Annotated in this window: 17 protein-coding genes; 13 read left to right on the forward strand and 4 right to left on the reverse strand. The window is 35.9% G+C overall.

Features of this window, described 5'->3' with window-relative positions; translation table 11 throughout:
- The 6 genes from YQ22_RS17560 (at position 1) to YQ22_RS17585 (ending at position 6,856) form a co-directional block, all read left to right on the forward strand.
- Positions 1-744 carry an ABC transporter ATP-binding protein gene (locus tag YQ22_RS17560; RefSeq protein ID WP_071342230.1) on the forward strand — a complete coding sequence of 248 codons (744 nt, stop codon included), beginning with the start codon at positions 1-3 and terminating at the stop codon, positions 742-744.
- 2 nt (positions 745-746) lie between these two features.
- Positions 747-1,967, forward strand: a complete 1,221-nt coding sequence (locus tag YQ22_RS17565) for an ABC transporter permease (protein ID WP_071342231.1) — start codon at positions 747-749, stop codon at positions 1,965-1,967.
- Between the two features lie 6 nt (positions 1,968-1,973).
- A complete protein-coding gene (locus YQ22_RS17570) occupies positions 1,974-3,008 on the forward strand; it encodes a sensor histidine kinase (protein WP_071342232.1) in 1,035 nt (344 codons plus the stop codon).
- 1 nt (position 3,009) lies between these two features.
- The gene (locus YQ22_RS17575; RefSeq protein WP_198033496.1) at positions 3,010-3,747 is read left to right on the forward strand and encodes a LytR/AlgR family response regulator transcription factor; all 738 of its coding nucleotides are present in this window, start codon (positions 3,010-3,012) and stop codon (positions 3,745-3,747) included.
- A 278-nt stretch (positions 3,748-4,025) separates the two neighbouring features.
- Positions 4,026-6,155, forward strand: a complete 2,130-nt coding sequence (locus YQ22_RS17580) for a catalase (protein WP_071342233.1) — start codon at positions 4,026-4,028, stop codon at positions 6,153-6,155.
- Between the two features lie 62 nt (positions 6,156-6,217).
- Positions 6,218-6,856: a fasciclin domain-containing protein gene (locus YQ22_RS17585; RefSeq protein WP_071342234.1), complete on the forward strand. Its 639-nt coding sequence runs from the start codon at positions 6,218-6,220 to the stop codon at positions 6,854-6,856.
- Positions 6,857-6,928: 72 nt separating this feature from the next.
- Here YQ22_RS17585 and YQ22_RS17590 read toward each other — a convergent pair whose 3' ends face one another.
- From YQ22_RS17590 to YQ22_RS17600, 3 genes are all read right to left on the reverse strand, one after another.
- Positions 6,929-7,486: a DUF4494 domain-containing protein gene (locus tag YQ22_RS17590; RefSeq protein WP_071342235.1), complete on the reverse strand. Its 558-nt coding sequence runs from the start codon at positions 7,484-7,486 to the stop codon at positions 6,929-6,931.
- 164 nt (positions 7,487-7,650) lie between these two features.
- The gene (locus YQ22_RS17595; protein WP_071342236.1) at positions 7,651-8,325 is read right to left on the reverse strand and encodes a LytR/AlgR family response regulator transcription factor; all 675 of its coding nucleotides are present in this window, start codon (positions 8,323-8,325) and stop codon (positions 7,651-7,653) included.
- Entirely contained in the window at positions 8,318-9,385 is a 1,068-nt protein-coding gene (locus YQ22_RS17600; RefSeq protein WP_071342237.1) for a sensor histidine kinase, read from the reverse strand. The genes YQ22_RS17595 and YQ22_RS17600 overlap by 8 nt, the downstream gene beginning before the upstream one ends.
- 190 nt (positions 9,386-9,575) lie before the next feature.
- Between YQ22_RS17600 and YQ22_RS17605 the strand changes: the two genes are divergently transcribed.
- The 7 genes from YQ22_RS17605 to YQ22_RS17635 all read left to right on the forward strand — a co-directional run bounded on the left by YQ22_RS17605 (position 9,576) and on the right by YQ22_RS17635 (position 14,710).
- Positions 9,576-9,857 (forward strand): EF-hand domain-containing protein, encoded by a 282-nt coding sequence (locus YQ22_RS17605; protein ID WP_071342238.1) that lies wholly within the window; start codon positions 9,576-9,578, stop codon positions 9,855-9,857.
- 211 nt (positions 9,858-10,068) lie between these two features.
- Positions 10,069-10,821 (forward strand): hypothetical protein, encoded by a 753-nt coding sequence (locus tag YQ22_RS17610; protein ID WP_058102756.1) that lies wholly within the window; start codon positions 10,069-10,071, stop codon positions 10,819-10,821.
- Positions 10,822-10,848: 27 nt separating this feature from the next.
- On the forward strand, positions 10,849-11,871 hold the full coding sequence (locus tag YQ22_RS17615) for a YHYH protein (RefSeq protein ID WP_083414292.1): 1,023 nt from the start codon (positions 10,849-10,851) through the stop codon (positions 11,869-11,871).
- A gap of 6 nt (positions 11,872-11,877) precedes the next feature.
- Positions 11,878-12,510, forward strand: a complete 633-nt coding sequence (locus YQ22_RS17620; protein ID WP_071342239.1) for a DUF6702 family protein — start codon at positions 11,878-11,880, stop codon at positions 12,508-12,510.
- A gap of 117 nt (positions 12,511-12,627) precedes the next feature.
- The gene (locus YQ22_RS17625; protein WP_071342240.1) at positions 12,628-13,416 is read left to right on the forward strand and encodes a YHYH protein; all 789 of its coding nucleotides are present in this window, start codon (positions 12,628-12,630) and stop codon (positions 13,414-13,416) included.
- 2 nt (positions 13,417-13,418) lie between these two features.
- Complete coding sequence (locus YQ22_RS17630; RefSeq protein ID WP_071342241.1) at positions 13,419-14,039, forward strand: toxin-antitoxin system YwqK family antitoxin; 621 nt, start codon at positions 13,419-13,421, stop codon at positions 14,037-14,039.
- On the forward strand, positions 14,036-14,710 hold the full coding sequence (locus YQ22_RS17635; protein WP_071342242.1) for an SCO family protein: 675 nt from the start codon (positions 14,036-14,038) through the stop codon (positions 14,708-14,710). Before YQ22_RS17630 ends, YQ22_RS17635 begins: the two co-directional genes overlap by 4 nt.
- An 80-nt stretch (positions 14,711-14,790) precedes the next feature.
- On the opposite strand, the gene YQ22_RS17640 is transcribed toward YQ22_RS17635, so the two are convergent.
- Positions 14,791-15,468 (reverse strand): type 1 glutamine amidotransferase domain-containing protein, encoded by a 678-nt coding sequence (locus tag YQ22_RS17640; protein WP_071342243.1) that lies wholly within the window; start codon positions 15,466-15,468, stop codon positions 14,791-14,793.
- Between the last annotated feature and the right edge of the window lie 8 nt (positions 15,469-15,476).

The following is a 15,476-nucleotide window of genomic DNA, read 5'->3' on the forward strand; positions in this document are numbered from 1 at the left end:
ATGAGCAAGGAAATTATAAAAATTCAAGATTTAAAGCGCGAGTTTACCATGGGTAATGAAACTGTTCATGCCTTAAGAGGTATTTCATTTACCATAAAAGAAGGTGAGTTCGTTACCATAATGGGATCTAGTGGCTCCGGTAAAAGTACTATGTTGAACATTTTAGGTTGTTTGGATCAACCCACCTCAGGAACATATGAGATTGATGGTGTGAGCATGAAAGATTTAAGCAGAAACCAATTAGCGACCATCAGAAACGAAAAAATAGGATTCATTTTTCAATCCTATAATTTATTGGCAAGAACATCTGCCATAGAAAATGTTGAGTTACCGCTACTCTATAATAGCGCCGTAAGTAATGAAGAGCGTAGAGAACGTGCCATACATGCACTGCAAATGGTTGGTCTGGGCGAAAGGCTATATCACACACCATCTCAACTCTCCGGGGGGCAGCAACAACGTGTTGCCATTGCCAGATCTCTGGTAAACAATCCCGTTATGATATTGGCAGATGAAGCTACCGGTAATCTAGATACTAGAACGTCTTACGAAATCATGTCTTTATTCCAAGACCTGAACAGCCAAGGCATTACAATAACCTTTGTTACCCATGAGCCCGATATTGCGACTTTTAGCAATAGAACCATTGTTTTGAAAGATGGAAATATCATTCAGGATTACAAGAATAACAACATTCAATCAGCTGCTGCCGAACTGGCTAAACTACCACAACAAGATCATTGATTATGAGAATATTAAATCTACTTAAAATCGCATATAAAGCTATTGTTCTAAACAAAGTTAGAACTTTACTTACTATGTTGGGTATTATTATAGGTGTAGCATCTGTAATTGCCATGCTCGCCATTGGTGAGGGCTCAAAAGAAAGTATTAGAAGCACTATTTCTAGTATGGGATCCAACATGATAACTATACGCCCCGGAACCGATGATAGGGGACCTGCAAGGGGTAGTGGAGGAGATGTACAGACCTTAACACTTAAAAATTATGATGTCATAAAAGAGAAATCTACATTATTAAGTTACATTACTCCCGTAGTGAACGGTGGCGGACAAGTTATTAGCGGTGCTAACAACTGGCCAAGTACCATTTATGGTGTAAACCCAGAATATTTGGACATTAAAGTGGTGGGGTTACAAAGCGGAAGCATGTTTACGGATGCGGAAGTGAAATCAGCTTCAAAGGTTGTGGTGTTGGGGCAAACCGTAGTTGACAATGTTTTTCCAGATGGTCAAGATCCCGTTGGGCAAATGATACGTTTTGATAATATACCGTTCAAAGTTATTGGTGTTTTAGAGGAAAAAGGTGAAAATACTTTTGGGCAAGACCAAGATGATGTTGTTATAGCCCCATACACCACGGTACAAAAAAGAATTTTGGCAATAGATTATCTGAATCAGATTATGGCATCTGCGGTTAGTGAAGATGATGCACCCGATGCGGTGATAAAGGTAACGGATATTCTTCGTAACGAACACAAATTAATGGATAATGAAGATGATGATTTTTCCGTACGTTCCATGGAAGAATTGATATCTACTTTTAGCTCCACCAGTGAAATGCTTACCGTATTATTAGTAGCAGTAGCAAGTATATCCTTATTGATCGGTGGTATTGGTATCATGAATATCATGTATGTTTCCGTGAAAGAAAGAACCAAGGAAATTGGACTTCGTATGGCAGTAGGTGGCAAAGGATCGGATATTCTTATGCAATTTTTAATAGAAGCTGTATTAATTAGCATTACTGGAGGAATCATTGGTGTAATCTTAGGCCTTGGAGCTACTGTTTTTATAGAAAAGTTCTTACATTGGCCCACGAGTGTTGCTATGTATTCCATAATAATATCATTTGCAGTTTGTGCAGTTACCGGTATTTTCTTTGGTTGGTACCCAGCAAGAAAGGCTTCTGCTTTAGACCCGATTACAGCATTACGCTACGAATAATAAGTTATGTATAAGAATAAAAATATTATAATTGCCCAGCACCTTCTCATTTGGTTGGTGCTGTTCAGTATACCCTTTGCGTTATCGTACGGGCAAAATTTAGAAACCGGCAGACTTATTGCCCATTTTCTAATACCTGTATTGTTCTATGCAATCATATTTTATCTCAATTTTTTTATTCTGATCGATAAGTTTCTATTTGCAAAAAAAACACTGATTTTCGTAGTTCTTAATATTATTATCATTGGATTTTTTATGTTGGCGAAAGAGTTTATTGAAGATAACTTTTTCAGTATGCTTATAAAGAATCGTCCGCCGGAAAATGAAAGAGTAGGTCCACCATTTAAATTGTTCATTTATATACAAATGTTGACTTATGCGGCACCGCTACTTTTTTCTATTGCCATTAAGACCACTAAAAGATGGGTAAGAACAGAGGCGGAACGTAAAGAAGCGGATAATTTTAAGTTACAGACAGAGTTACAGCACTTGCGATACCAATTACAGCCGCATTTTTTCTTTAATTCATTGAACAACATCTATTCATTAGTAGATATTTCTCCTGATAAAGCCAAGTCTACCATTCATAGTTTAGGTAAGCTTATGCGCTACCTACTTTATGAAACCAATACCGAGATGGTACCACTTTCTAAAGAAATAGAATTCATGAGAAAGTATATTGAATTAATGAAATTACGGTTGACCGATAAGACAACAGTGGAATCTAGTTTCCCTATAAGTGAACCACAAATAAATATAGCTCCTTTGTTATTTATTTCTCTAATAGAGAACGCTTTTAAACATGGGGTTTCTGCAAATAAAGAAAGTGTCATTTCAATAGATATGATTACGCAAGATAGCAGTGTAATTTTTCAAATAGAAAATTATAACTTTCCAAAAGAGGAAACTGATAAAAGTGGTTCCGGTATTGGGCTACCTAACTTGGAAAAGAGGTTACATTTGCTATACCCAAATAAACATGAGTTTGTTCAGGAAATCAAAGATGGTATTTATTCGGTGTACCTAAAAATTATAACGTAAAATGGAAGCAATTGAAATTACTTGCATGATTGTTGACGATGAACCTATGGCGGTTAATCTTGTGGAAAGTTATGTTGATAAAACACCTTATTTAACCCTTAAAAAGAAATGCAATAGCGCAATTGAGGCCATGCAATTTTTGAATACGGAAAAGGTAGATTTACTTTTTTTAGATATTCAAATGCCCGATTTAACGGGACTGGAATTCTCCAAAATGCTTTCAAAAGAAACTAGGGTCATTTTCACAACAGCTTTTGATCAATATGCCTTGGAAGGGTTTAAAGTTGAGGCCTTGGATTATTTATTGAAACCTTTTGACTATGCCGAGTTTTTGACCGCTGCGAACAAAGCTTTAGATTGGTTTACTTTGGTCAAAGGAAAGACAACTACTACTAAAGTTTCTGAAGCAAAGGAATTTCTATTTGTAAAATCAGAATATAAACAACTGCGTATTAAACTAGCAGACGTACTTTATTTTGAAGGGTTAAAAGATTATATTAAAATATGGCTAAAAGATAATCCTAAGCCTATACTTACTTTAATGAGTCTTAAAAGTCTAGAAGAAGATTTACCATCTTCCCAATTTATGCGGGTTCATAGATCTTTTATAGTTGCCCTTAAATATGTTGAAGTAATAGAGCGTAGCCAAATTATCATTAACAAACAACGTATTACAGTATCGGAACAGTACAAACCTAAGTTTTTAGAATATATCAACAATAACTCCTTGAATTCTTAAAGCAATAGATTTTTGCTTTTGATTGCATTGAGTTTATCAAAATCATAAACTCCACAATACGTTCCCTTTTCTCTTCCTTCTAATTGGGGGTATGTTTTCGCTTGCCTACTCTTAAATGAACAGTGATTAAAAGTGCCATTTGATAATTGATTGTTACTACATCCATATTATTCGGTGATATGGTATGTTTTGGTTTGAGCCCATTTTAAATTTTTCACAGCTAATAATTACAATAGGTTAGCAATAATTTTAGCGCTCTTAACAAAACACACTATCCCATGGAAAAAGATAATAAGGAGACTTCTAAAATTAAGGACTTAGAAAATTTCAAAAAAGATATGACAGGTAAGCCCCTTACTACAAATCAAGGGCTTAAAGTAAACGACACCAATAACAGTCTAAAGTCAGGCGAACGAGGATCAACCTTGTTAGAAGATTTTCTTTTACGAGAGAAAATTACAAGTTTTGACCATGAGCGTATACCGGAGCGAATTGTACATGCCCGCGGTAGTGCTGCACATGGTTATTTTGAATTATATGAAAGTATAGAAGAGTATAGTAAAGCGGGTATTTTTACGGATACTAAACGCAAAACACCCGTATTCGTTCGTTTTTCTACAGTTGCTGGATCAAAGGGATCACCTGATTTAGCCAGAGATGTAAGAGGGTTTGCCGTAAAATTCTATACACAAGAGGGCACGTGGGACCTTGTTGGAAACAACATGCCCATATTCTTTATTCAAGATGCCATGAAGTTTCCCGATCTAATACATTCGGTTAAACCAGAGCCTAATAAAGAGATTCCACAAGCTGCATCTGCTCATGATACATTCTACGATTTTGTCTCACTGACTACAGAAACGTTGCACAATCATATTTGGGCAATGAGCGATAGAGCTATTCCAAGAAGCTTGCGAATGATGGAAGGGTTCGGTATTCATACCTTTAGATTGATCAATGACAAAGGGGAGGCGCATTTTGTGAAATTTCATTGGAAACCAACTTTAGGGGTACATTCTGTAACATGGGAAGAAGCCGTAAAAATTAACGGTGCCGATCCAGATTTTCATAGAAGGGATTTATGGGATGCCATTGAAGCAGGGCAGTACCCTGAATGGGAATTAGGTCTACAGATTATTCCAGAAGCAGATGAACATAAATATGACTTTGACCTTTTAGACCCCACTAAATTGATACCAGAGGAAATGGTACCGGTAAAAATTATTGGTAAAATGACCTTGAACAGAAATCCTGATAACTTTTTCGCAGAAACGGAGCAAGTAGCATTTTTACCCGGACACATAGTACCGGGAATCGATTTTACAAACGATCCATTATTACAGGGGCGATTATTCTCATATAGAGACACACAATTATCCCGATTAGGCAGCCCAAATTTTCATCAAATTCCCATTAATAGACCTGTAGCGGACACACATAACAATCAACGTGATGCCCACATGCAAATGGAAATTCCAAAAGGACAAACAGCTTATTTTCCAAATAGTTTAAGTGGTGGTTGTCCTCATTTATCCAAAATGGTAGAGGGAGCATTTCATTCATATGAAGAACGTATAGATGCCAAAAAAATAAGAACACGTAGCGAAAGCTTTAGCGATCATTTTTCTCAACCAGCGCTATTTTATAGAAGTTTGGCAGATTGGGAAAAAGAACATGTTGCAGCTGCATATACTTTTGAGTTGGGCAAATGTAACCATGAACATATTAAAGAACGTATGTTATGGTTGATAGCACAAATAGATACGGATCTTGCCAATAAGGTAGGGGAAGGACTGGGAATGGATATTCCAAAAGAAATAGAGCAACCAATAAATCAAGCAATTGGTGCTGATGCCGATGTGAAAAAGCACCAACCAGGAAAAAAGAAAATCTATTTAGAAAAATCTAAAGCCCTTAGCATGGCGCACACCAAATTCGATAGCATTGCCACAAGACAAATTGCAATTTTAGCCGCAGATGGTTTTAGCATGAGCGATTATTCTCCAATTAAAGAAGCATTGGAAAAAGAAGGTGCTATGTTAAAAATTGTTGCTCCACATGGTGGCACCATTAAATGTGATAAAGGAAAGGAACATAAAGTAGATGCAGCAATTGCAACAACAGAAAGTGTTCTTTTCGATGCCATTTACATTCCTGGTGGTGAAAAGTCCGTTAGCACCATTATTGAAAATGGAAAATATATAAAATTCATTAATGAAACTTTCAAATACTGCAAGGCAATTGCAGCAGATAAGGAAGGTGAAAATGTATTAGATTATACGTTCGTAGCTAACTTTAAAGAAGATGGCGCCGTACATATCAACGATTCAACAGATAAATTCATTAAAAGTATCGCCAAACATAGAAACTGGGATAGAAGGGAACATACTGACAAAGTTCCGGTATAAGTAAAAAATGCTCGGGGCAATTTGCGCCGAGCTTTTAATTTTAATAGATAAAAACAAAAATTATGAAAACTAGAAATATCAAAAATTTTGCACTAATGACATTTGCGGTATTGGCATTTGCATCTTGTAACGATCAAAAGAAAAAAGATGCCGATAAAAAAGCTATGGAAGAAAAAGTAGCCATGGAGGAGGCTGAAATGAAAGCTGAAGAAACAAGGATGCAGGAAGAAGCCAAAAAGAAAGAAATGATGGCAACAAGTATTGCAGCGGTTGCCAGTAAAAATGAAGAGCTAAGCACATTGGTATCTGCGCTTAAAGCGGCAGATTTAGACCAAATGTTATCAGAACCTGGTAGCTATACCGTATTTGCCCCATCTAATAATGCATTTGAAAAGCTTCCTAAAAAAATGTCAATTGCAGAATTGGGTAAACCAGAGAACAAAGAGATGTTGACTCAAGTATTACAATACCACGTTGTATCTGGTGTAATTACTAGCGACAAGCTTGTAGAGGCTATTAACGGAGCCAACGGAAAATATACCTTTACAACCGTTGGAGGTAAAGATTTGACCGCAAGCTTAAAGGGTGATAAAATCAACTTAAAGGATGAAAAAGGTAATAGAACAGAAATTGTTTTAGGTAATGTAGATGCTTCCAATGGGGTAGTACACGTTATTAATGATGTGCTAATAATGAAGTAATCAGTATACACTTTCTATAAACAAAAAGGAGGACTTCATTAGTCCTCCTTTTTATATTTTAAATAGAAATTTCTATTCTTCACTTGATATCGCATCGCTAAGTTCTAACTCCTCATCCATAGTATTATCTACGGGTATAGAGTCTTTTACCGTATTAAATTTTGCAACACGTTCCATATCATCCTCTTCGCCAGAAAAGTAAGGGAACACGTCCATAATAGGTGATTCTGATATGGAAGGAACAGAATATTCACCCATAGTATCTTTCATAACACTAATGGTATTGTCATATGCTTCTTTTACGTCATTGGCCTGAACTAAAAGGTACATATTGGTCTTGCGTTCTTTACCACTTTCTTCGTCAAAAGCAATTAATGATACTTTTGATTTGAACCATCTGTCCGAATTTTCAAAGGGATGAATTTCTGCAAAATTTGCAACCTTTATATTCGTAATCTTTATTTCTTCCGTATCGCTTAGGTAAGCGGACATTTCTTCCGTAATTCTACTTTCTGCTTCGGTATAAGAAATTGCATCTACCAAAAATGGCTCGGTTTTCACCTTTAACATTCCAGATGCATCATCTAATTTTCTATATTTTATTTTACACTCGTACCACGTTGCACTCATATCTTATATTTTTTTTTGGGGTGCTAAATATACTTCTTAGTCATAGTTTGCAACCTTAAAAAAAGCAATAGATATTCACAATTTCAAAATGAAGGGTATAGATAATTAGTACTTAAGTACTTATGAAAAAAATGATGTAAAAAGAAAATTAATTGAGTTGTGCGCTAAAATAATTCTTGTTTTACATGGTCATAATAAGAATCGCTCACCGGAATAATCACATCGGATAATTGCAAGTCTCTACCTTTTAATCCGGTTACATAATTTCTATTGACAATGTACGATCTATGCACTCTCATAAATAGACTGCTAGGCAACTCTTGTTCTAATGCCTTTAAACGCTGATTGCTAATTATTTTTTTGGTTTTCAGATGAAAAGTTACATACTCACTATCACTTACTACAAAAAGAATATCGTCATACTTAACTTTATGAAGATCATATCCAGATTTAATGGTTATGGTATCCAATTTATCAATAGTGGTATTGGATTGTACCTTGTTTACCGCAGTAACAAAGCGTTCAAAGGTTATTGGTTTCAACAAGTAATCTACAGCATTTAATTCGTATCCTTCTAAAGCATAGTGAGAATAAGCCGTCGTAAAAATAACTTTGGTTTTAGACCCGAGCATTTTGGCAAAGTCCGTTCCTTTTATTTCTGGCATTTGAATGTCCAAAAACAATAGGTCAACTTGTTTTTCCTTCATTATGCCCAAAGCTTCTAATGGATTCTCAGCTTCACCTACTAAATTTAAAAACTCTAATTTATCAATATAAGTTATTAATAAAGACCTAGCCAACTCTTCATCATCTACAACTATACAGTTTATACTATTCATGTAATCTGAGTTTTAAATTCACCTTAAACGCCTTAGAAGTTTCATTGATCACTAATTTATGTCGATCAGGATATAAGATAGCCAAACGCTTTTTTACATTTTCTATGCCAATACCGCCAACATCATCTTTTACAACAACATGCTCTGGTTTTGAATTTTCTAGTTCAAAATCAATACCATCAGTATATGAAGTAATTTTTAAGTTGATAAATGTGCCTTCAATCTTTTCAATATTACTATGTTTTAAGGCGTTTTCCAAAAAAGGAATCAGCAACATGGGTACAATGGGTACGTTTTGATCTTCAATAGAAAATGTAGTGGAAATAGGGTAGGTTTTACTACTCTTTAGGGAGAACAGTTTTATGTAATTCTCAATATAATCTATCTCCTTGTATAACGGTACAATTTCTTGTTCACATTCATATAGCACATAACGCAACATGTCTGATAAATAGCTAATACTCTTTTGGGTTCTACCGGCATCAATTGCAGATAGTGCATAAATATTATTCAAGGCATTAAATAGAAAATGAGGATTGATCTGTGATTTTAATAGCTTAAGCTCTGTTTGTAATGCTTCATTATTATTGATGATGATTTCCTCTTCTTTACGTTGTGCAAACAAGAATATTTCTACAAGTGTTGCAATGATATAGGCAATTGTAATTAAAAGTAAGTTAATGAAAAACCGTGAAGGTGGTCTACGTAATTCTTGCAAAGGTCTGCCGCCGTCAAACCTTGGTCCAGGTCTTGGTCCGGGCAAAGTACCCATATTCGGTTCGTTAACCATTCCTCCAGACCAAGGTATTACATTGGTCAAAATTAAGGTCAAGCCAACTACAACTGCAATGGATGCTATTGCAAATAAAATGTACTTTCTCCTTAACAAAAAGTATGGCACCGTTAAATAAATCAGTACAGCAATGACTATTATTTGAAAAATAAGTACCATACCGTTTTCCAGTACGAACTGAAAATCACTACCACTAAAGATCCATGCGGTAGACCAAACCAAAAGCCATAAGGCTACATGAAATACTATATTCTTATGTCTGTTCATGGTACAAATAAAAGGAATAAATTTTCAACCCAACCTTAAAAACAGTGCTATAAACCGCTGCTAATTAAACGTTCATTGTATATAGAATACCTTTCGCTTAAAACTAAACGGCAAACACTTAAAACGACCATTCCGCATTAAAGATTCTTACATCTTTGCTAACGAATATTAGTTATAAAATTAAATATATATGAAACGTATTACATTAAAAACAGGATTGTTATTTACCCTATTAGTAGCTTTTGGAACAGTAGCAGTTAACGCACAATCTAAAGGTGAAAGAAGAGAGCCCCCAACATATGCCAAACTTTTAGAAGAAATGGATGCAGATGAGGATGGCCAGCTTTCTAAAGAAGAAGTAAAAGGTCCATTAAAGGATAACTTTTCTGAAATAGATACCAATGAAGATGGTTTTATTTCTAAAGAGGAATTTGATGAGGCTCCAAAACCTAAAGGAAGACCTAGAAATTAATTTCTACACAGTTTATTTTAAATATTGATTCAGTAAAACACCCCAGGGCAAGCCCACGAGGCATTCACAGGAATCACACTATTAAATTCGAGACAAGCCTCGGGGTATTATACCCTTTGGCGGTGCCAATAAAATTTGTTGAAGTTAGCCCAAAGCTTCATGGTCCGCCATGAAGCTTTATTTACCATCAATAAGATAAGCATATAAACAAATGGTCTTATTCAGAAAGGTTAGAAGTAGATTGATAAAATTAGAGAAATTCAAGACCTATTTAATCTACGCATTAGGCGAAATTCTACTTATAGTCATAGGTCTTCTAATTGCATGGAAGATCAATGATATCAACGAATCCAGAAAAAATAGAATTGTAGAAGTTAAAATCTACAAAAGTCTAAGTCAAGAACTGAATACAAATTTAGGTGTATTGGATAGTGCCATTGCAGACTATACCAAGAATATACAAACCTTGCAAAACACCATAAATTATTTGGGAATGGAACCTGCGGAATTAACTGCCGATGCCAAGTCAATGATCGTAAATCTAAATTACCATAAGACCATTGTTAGGGATGAAGCCATAAACTCAATTAATGCAACCAATAAATTTGAATTTATTGAAAGTGATTCGCTCAAAAAACTGATTGCCGCTTATCCCAATGAACTTGACAACTTTAACAATCAACAAATCAAGATTGAAAATATTATAAACGAGCGCCTAAAACCTATCATAGAAAAGCATATTTCATTAATTGAAATTTTACCAGAAGACAGCTATAATTATCAGCGTATGAAAAACTACGGCAACCGATCAAATTATCCGGATTTGCTAGTAAGCAGAGAATATCAAAACAGTGTCATTGACAGGTTGTTACAAACCAAAGGACAACTTTCTATTGCCAAAAATTTAAGAAATAAGACAAAAATTATTGCTACAAAACTAAATCAAGAACTGAACAGGTCTTAGAGCCAAGCGAAACTAAAACCATATAATATGATATATAAAACTGAACATTTATGCCTATCGGCCCTTCTTATTTCATTTGTTGTAATTGGTTTTACCAGTTGCAGCAATACTACTGATGATACAGACATTTCTGAGAATGGCATTGCAACTGATACCACGGGGGACAGCACGATTATTGCAAACGTAGAAGCTTCTTTCTTTTATACTGAAGATGGTTCTGTAAGTATAACCACAGTTCCTTGTACGTTATCTGATGGTACCGAAACAGATTGTTATCAAATTGTAACTACCAGTTTACCGGGAGATCATGAAATGGGACCTTGGTGCCCTGACAATATTAGTGATAGCGCGGAAGCAGGAGGAATTTGGTTAGAAAGTGGAGAAGTATACGATGTTGATGGTGCCTTTGTTGAGAATTTAGCTGAATTCTACAATGATGATAATTGGATGATGTATGATGAAAACGGAGATATTTATATCACCGATACCGAAGACGATTGTATAAATGCGGCAAACCCAAATGTTGGTGCCGAATATGAAAATTTTTGTGTGGAATGTCTGCCTTCCTATATTACCAACCTAAACCAAACTTGGACAATACCCATAACCCCAGTTGTACAAGATACTCCCGTTCTTTTTAACTCTGGAGGTCAAGGACCACAAACCACTCAGGCTCCATCTACACGTGGTATTGCACTTAATGGCATTGAGTTTTCTGCACCGGCTCCGGTAGATAATATTCTTGGCGCCTATACTTTGGCGCCTTTTGATGATGCTGGTGGTCATATTAATGTACACCAAGGGTATCACTATCACGCTGCTACAGGCTACGGTACAAAGGTTGTACAGGATGATGGACATGCCGCTTTAATTGGATATGCTTTAGACGGGTTTGGAATCTACGAATTGGAAGATAGCGAAGGCGTTAAAGTTACCGATTTAGATGAGTTAAGAGGTCATGAAGATGACACCAGAGGCTATCACTACCACGTTGATGCCGCCGGTAACAACAATTTTATTAACGGGCTTAAAGGGGCCTACGTAAACTAAGGTTATATGAAAACGTATTTATTAATTTTGGCAAACCTTCTATTCACAGTTATTGGACATGCCCACAGCCCAAATGCTTCAACAACCATTTTGGTCGAAAAAAGCAATGGCTCTTGGATATTACAGATCAGCTCTTCTTTGACCGCTTTTCAGCAGGAAGTAAGAACCCATTTTACCGAAACTCCGTATAAATCCCCCGAGGAGTTTCAACACATGGTTCTTGAACATTTAAAAAACAATATTGATGTTCAATATAACAATGGTTCTTCAGTAAAAATTGGTAACGGTAGTGTAAAACTAGGGCATGAAACCAAAGTAATTTTTGAAGTTTTAGGAATAGATGAAAATTTGAAAACACTTAACATAAGAAATACTGCGTTCAATGATATTATGCAAAGTCAAAGTGCACTGTTTATATTTAAAAATGGGTTTAAAAAAGACCAATTTATTTTAAACAATGAAAATGAACATGCTATTGCATTAAAAGTTGATGATAACAAATTTGTGGAAATAGATAAACAAAAAGCCGGTATTGACCCATGGATAGTTATTTTTCTCTTAACAGGTTTATTGCTCATTGGGCTATTGACCAAAAGGTTAATTGAAACGAACACATTATATCTACCAAGAAAATATTAGATAAAATACAATTCCACTTAAAATTAGGGGCTGTTCACTGATTTCCAAAAATTCGCAGTAATTAAGACATTAATTTTATACAGCTTTAATAACATTAATCAATGTAAAAATTACATTATGAGAAAAAATAATATCAAAAGAATACCCTCTATTTCCTTTGCTCTTGCATTAGCATTTATAACCTTTGTTGCCTGTAGTAGCGACAGTGTAGATGATGGAGTGATAGATGATAGTACAACAGACGATAGTGATGTAGATGATGAAGTAGTCACTGAGCTTCATGCTGCGTATAGTGCGTTTAATTCAGATGCCGTGACTATTTATTTAGATGGTTCCGAAGTTGTTATAGAGACTACCGGACTTCCAAATCATGAAACGGTTTATTGGGGAGAGGGTAATTCCCTATATAAAGAAGAGCCAGATGTTGCCCTTACTCCAAGTATCATGTCCAGTAATAACAATGCTTATACCATACGTGTAGATGCTACTCCTGATTTAACGGGTAGTACTGTACAAACAGAATTAGGAACTGTTGGTATTGCGGTAAGCGGCTCTTCAATATTCAATGACCAAGAAGGTGGGGGTGCCTTAGATCAAGCTGCTGCTAGTTTAGATTGGACAGGTGCCCATATTGGTCCTGGTGTGTATCATTATCACCTAGAGCCAAAGGCTTTTACCAATGACGACGATAACCTAGTAGGTATATTATTGGACGGAGTATTTCTTTACGGACGTAAATGCAGTGCAACGGGAGATTACCCAACGGATTTAGATGCTTCTGGCGGACATACTTCTACCACACAGTATACTGATGGTGAAGAAGAATACCATTATCACATTATCAATGAAGTGTATTCTACTACAGGTTCCTATTTAGCATTTGCAGGTCCATATCAAGGCTACTAAAAATGAATAGTAAACACTTCCATATCCTCTGCCTTGCACTGATGTTGCAAACCGGCTGTAAACAAAGTTCCGGTTCAAAACCTCAGGTAGCAACCCCTGTTGAAGTCAGTCAAGATACTAAATTCAAGGAAGAGTTGACCCTTAATCAATTAGAAGGTACCTGGTACTACAAAAACTCACCTTATGATGGTTATGCATTAACCTTACATGAGAACGGCACATTGGCAGAAAAGGTGGGTTTTGTTAAAGGAAAAAGAGAAGGAGTCGCCAAAAGATGGTCTGTCAATGAAGTTCTTAGGGTTGAGTTTCATTATAAAAATAACCGACTTGAAGGTTCTTACAAAACCTGGTGGGAGAATGGGCAGTTAGCTCAAGAAGCTAATTACGTAAATGGTAAAATGGATGGTGTGGAGAGAAAATGGTATCCTGATGGGCAATTGGCAAAAGAAAGACAATTGGTAAACGGTAGGGAAGAAGGGCTACAAAAGGCTTGGTTGCAAAACGGAACCTTATATGTAAACTATGAAGCCAAAAACGGACGCATATTTGGTCTAAGAAGAGCAAATTCTTGCTACCAATTAGAAGATGAAGTTGTAGTTAGATCAGAAAATGAACCTTTATGAAAAAGACTTTATTTCACGTTGCAGCTATACTTGTTTTGATTTCCTGTAAACAAACAGTAAAAAAAGAGCATATTCAGATAACTGAAACTAGCCGGGTAGCGTATTTGCCTTATTATAATGACGAATCTTTTACACCACATTGGTTGACACCAAACTCTGAAGAGGAGAAACGATTTCATAAAATACCCGACTTTAAACTGGTTGATCAATTAGGTGATACATTGACACAGAAGTCATTTGAAAATCAAGTATATATTACCGACTTCTTTTTTACTACATGCCCCGGCATTTGTTTGAAGATGACGAACAATATGACCAAAGTACAAGAGGCTTTTCTAGATAATCCTGAAGTTGCCATCCTTTCCCATTCCGTAACACCATCCATAGATTCTGTGGCTGTGCTTAAAACGTATGCGGATAAAAACGGGGTTATAGATTCTAAATGGCACTTGGTTACTGGTGACAAAACTGAAATTTACAACTTAGGTAGAAACGAATATTTTGTGGAGAACGATTTAGGTATACCAAAGGACATCAATGACTTTTTACATACAGAAAACTTCTTGCTCATAGATAAAAATAAACACATACGGGGTATCTACAACGGACTCAACCGTGCTTCAATAGCACAATTGATTACTGATGTAAATGCCTTGCTAGAAGAAAGTTGATTGCAATTGTTTGATTATTTATCGACAAAAAGCCCGTAAACATTAGCTTACGGGCTTTTTAATATCATTTAATCTATGTGCTATTTCAGAGCATCCAATAATTTTTCAGCTACTAATTCTGATGAAGCAGGGTTTTGACCTGTAATTAAATTACCATCTTGTACCGCATATGCTGCCCAATCCTCTTTCTTAGAGTAGATTCCGCCGTTTTCTTGTAGCATATCCTCTACCAAAAATGGTACAATCTCAGTTAGCTGTACAGCTTCCTCTTCACTATTAGTAAATCCTGTTACTTTTTTACCTTTTACCAAAGGATTACCATCTGTACCTGAAACTCTTTTTAAAGCAGCAGGTGCATGACATACAAATGCAATTGGCTTTTCTTGCTCATTGAATGTTTCAATCAATTTTACAGAAGTAAGGTCGTTTGCCAAATCCCATAACGGACCGTGACCACCAGGGTAGAAAACGGCATCAAAATCATTGGCATTTACATCTGCCAATACTTTTGTGTTGGCAATTATCTCTTGCGCTTCTTTATCCTCTTTAAAGCGTTTGGTGTCCTTTGTCTGTGCATCTTCAGTATCACTACTAGGGTCAATTGGTGCTTGACCTCCTTTTGGTGTTGCTACCGTAATTTCTGCTCCTTTATCTAAAAGAGCATAATATGGAGCTGCAAACTCTTCAACCCAAAATCCTGTTTTCTTTCCCGTGTCTCCTAATTGATCGTGAGACGTTAATACAAATAATATTTTCATTTTATCTT

Origin of the sequence: Maribacter sp. 1_2014MBL_MicDiv (assembly GCF_001865655.1) — a bacterium.
Classification (GTDB): Bacteria; Bacteroidota; Bacteroidia; order Flavobacteriales; family Flavobacteriaceae; genus Maribacter; species Maribacter dokdonensis.

What these genes read in the sequence shown, in the direction of transcription:
- YQ22_RS17560 (WP_071342230.1), top strand. Translation starts at nt 1, where the DNA reads ATGAGCAAGGAAATTATAAAAATTCAAGATTTAAAGCGCGAGTTTACC.
- YQ22_RS17565 (WP_071342231.1), top strand. Translation starts at nt 747, where the DNA reads ATGAGAATATTAAATCTACTTAAAATCGCATATAAAGCTATTGTTCTA.
- YQ22_RS17570 (WP_071342232.1), top strand. Translation starts at nt 1,974, where the DNA reads ATGTATAAGAATAAAAATATTATAATTGCCCAGCACCTTCTCATTTGG.
- YQ22_RS17575 (WP_198033496.1), top strand. Translation starts at nt 3,010, where the DNA reads ATGGAAGCAATTGAAATTACTTGCATGATTGTTGACGATGAACCTATG.
- YQ22_RS17580 (WP_071342233.1), top strand. Translation starts at nt 4,026, where the DNA reads ATGGAAAAAGATAATAAGGAGACTTCTAAAATTAAGGACTTAGAAAAT.
- YQ22_RS17585 (WP_071342234.1), top strand. Translation starts at nt 6,218, where the DNA reads ATGAAAACTAGAAATATCAAAAATTTTGCACTAATGACATTTGCGGTA.
- YQ22_RS17590 (WP_071342235.1), bottom strand. Translation starts at nt 7,486, where the DNA reads ATGAGTGCAACGTGGTACGAGTGTAAAATAAAATATAGAAAATTAGAT.
- YQ22_RS17595 (WP_071342236.1), bottom strand. Translation starts at nt 8,325, where the DNA reads ATGAATAGTATAAACTGTATAGTTGTAGATGATGAAGAGTTGGCTAGG.
- YQ22_RS17600 (WP_071342237.1), bottom strand. Translation starts at nt 9,385, where the DNA reads ATGAACAGACATAAGAATATAGTATTTCATGTAGCCTTATGGCTTTTG.
- YQ22_RS17605 (WP_071342238.1), top strand. Translation starts at nt 9,576, where the DNA reads ATGAAACGTATTACATTAAAAACAGGATTGTTATTTACCCTATTAGTA.
- YQ22_RS17610 (WP_058102756.1), top strand. Translation starts at nt 10,069, where the DNA reads ATGGTCTTATTCAGAAAGGTTAGAAGTAGATTGATAAAATTAGAGAAA.
- YQ22_RS17615 (WP_083414292.1), top strand. Translation starts at nt 10,849, where the DNA reads ATGATATATAAAACTGAACATTTATGCCTATCGGCCCTTCTTATTTCA.
- YQ22_RS17620 (WP_071342239.1), top strand. Translation starts at nt 11,878, where the DNA reads ATGAAAACGTATTTATTAATTTTGGCAAACCTTCTATTCACAGTTATT.
- YQ22_RS17625 (WP_071342240.1), top strand. Translation starts at nt 12,628, where the DNA reads ATGAGAAAAAATAATATCAAAAGAATACCCTCTATTTCCTTTGCTCTT.
- YQ22_RS17630 (WP_071342241.1), top strand. Translation starts at nt 13,419, where the DNA reads ATGAATAGTAAACACTTCCATATCCTCTGCCTTGCACTGATGTTGCAA.
- YQ22_RS17635 (WP_071342242.1), top strand. Translation starts at nt 14,036, where the DNA reads ATGAAAAAGACTTTATTTCACGTTGCAGCTATACTTGTTTTGATTTCC.
- YQ22_RS17640 (WP_071342243.1), bottom strand. Translation starts at nt 15,468, where the DNA reads ATGAAAATATTATTTGTATTAACGTCTCACGATCAATTAGGAGACACG.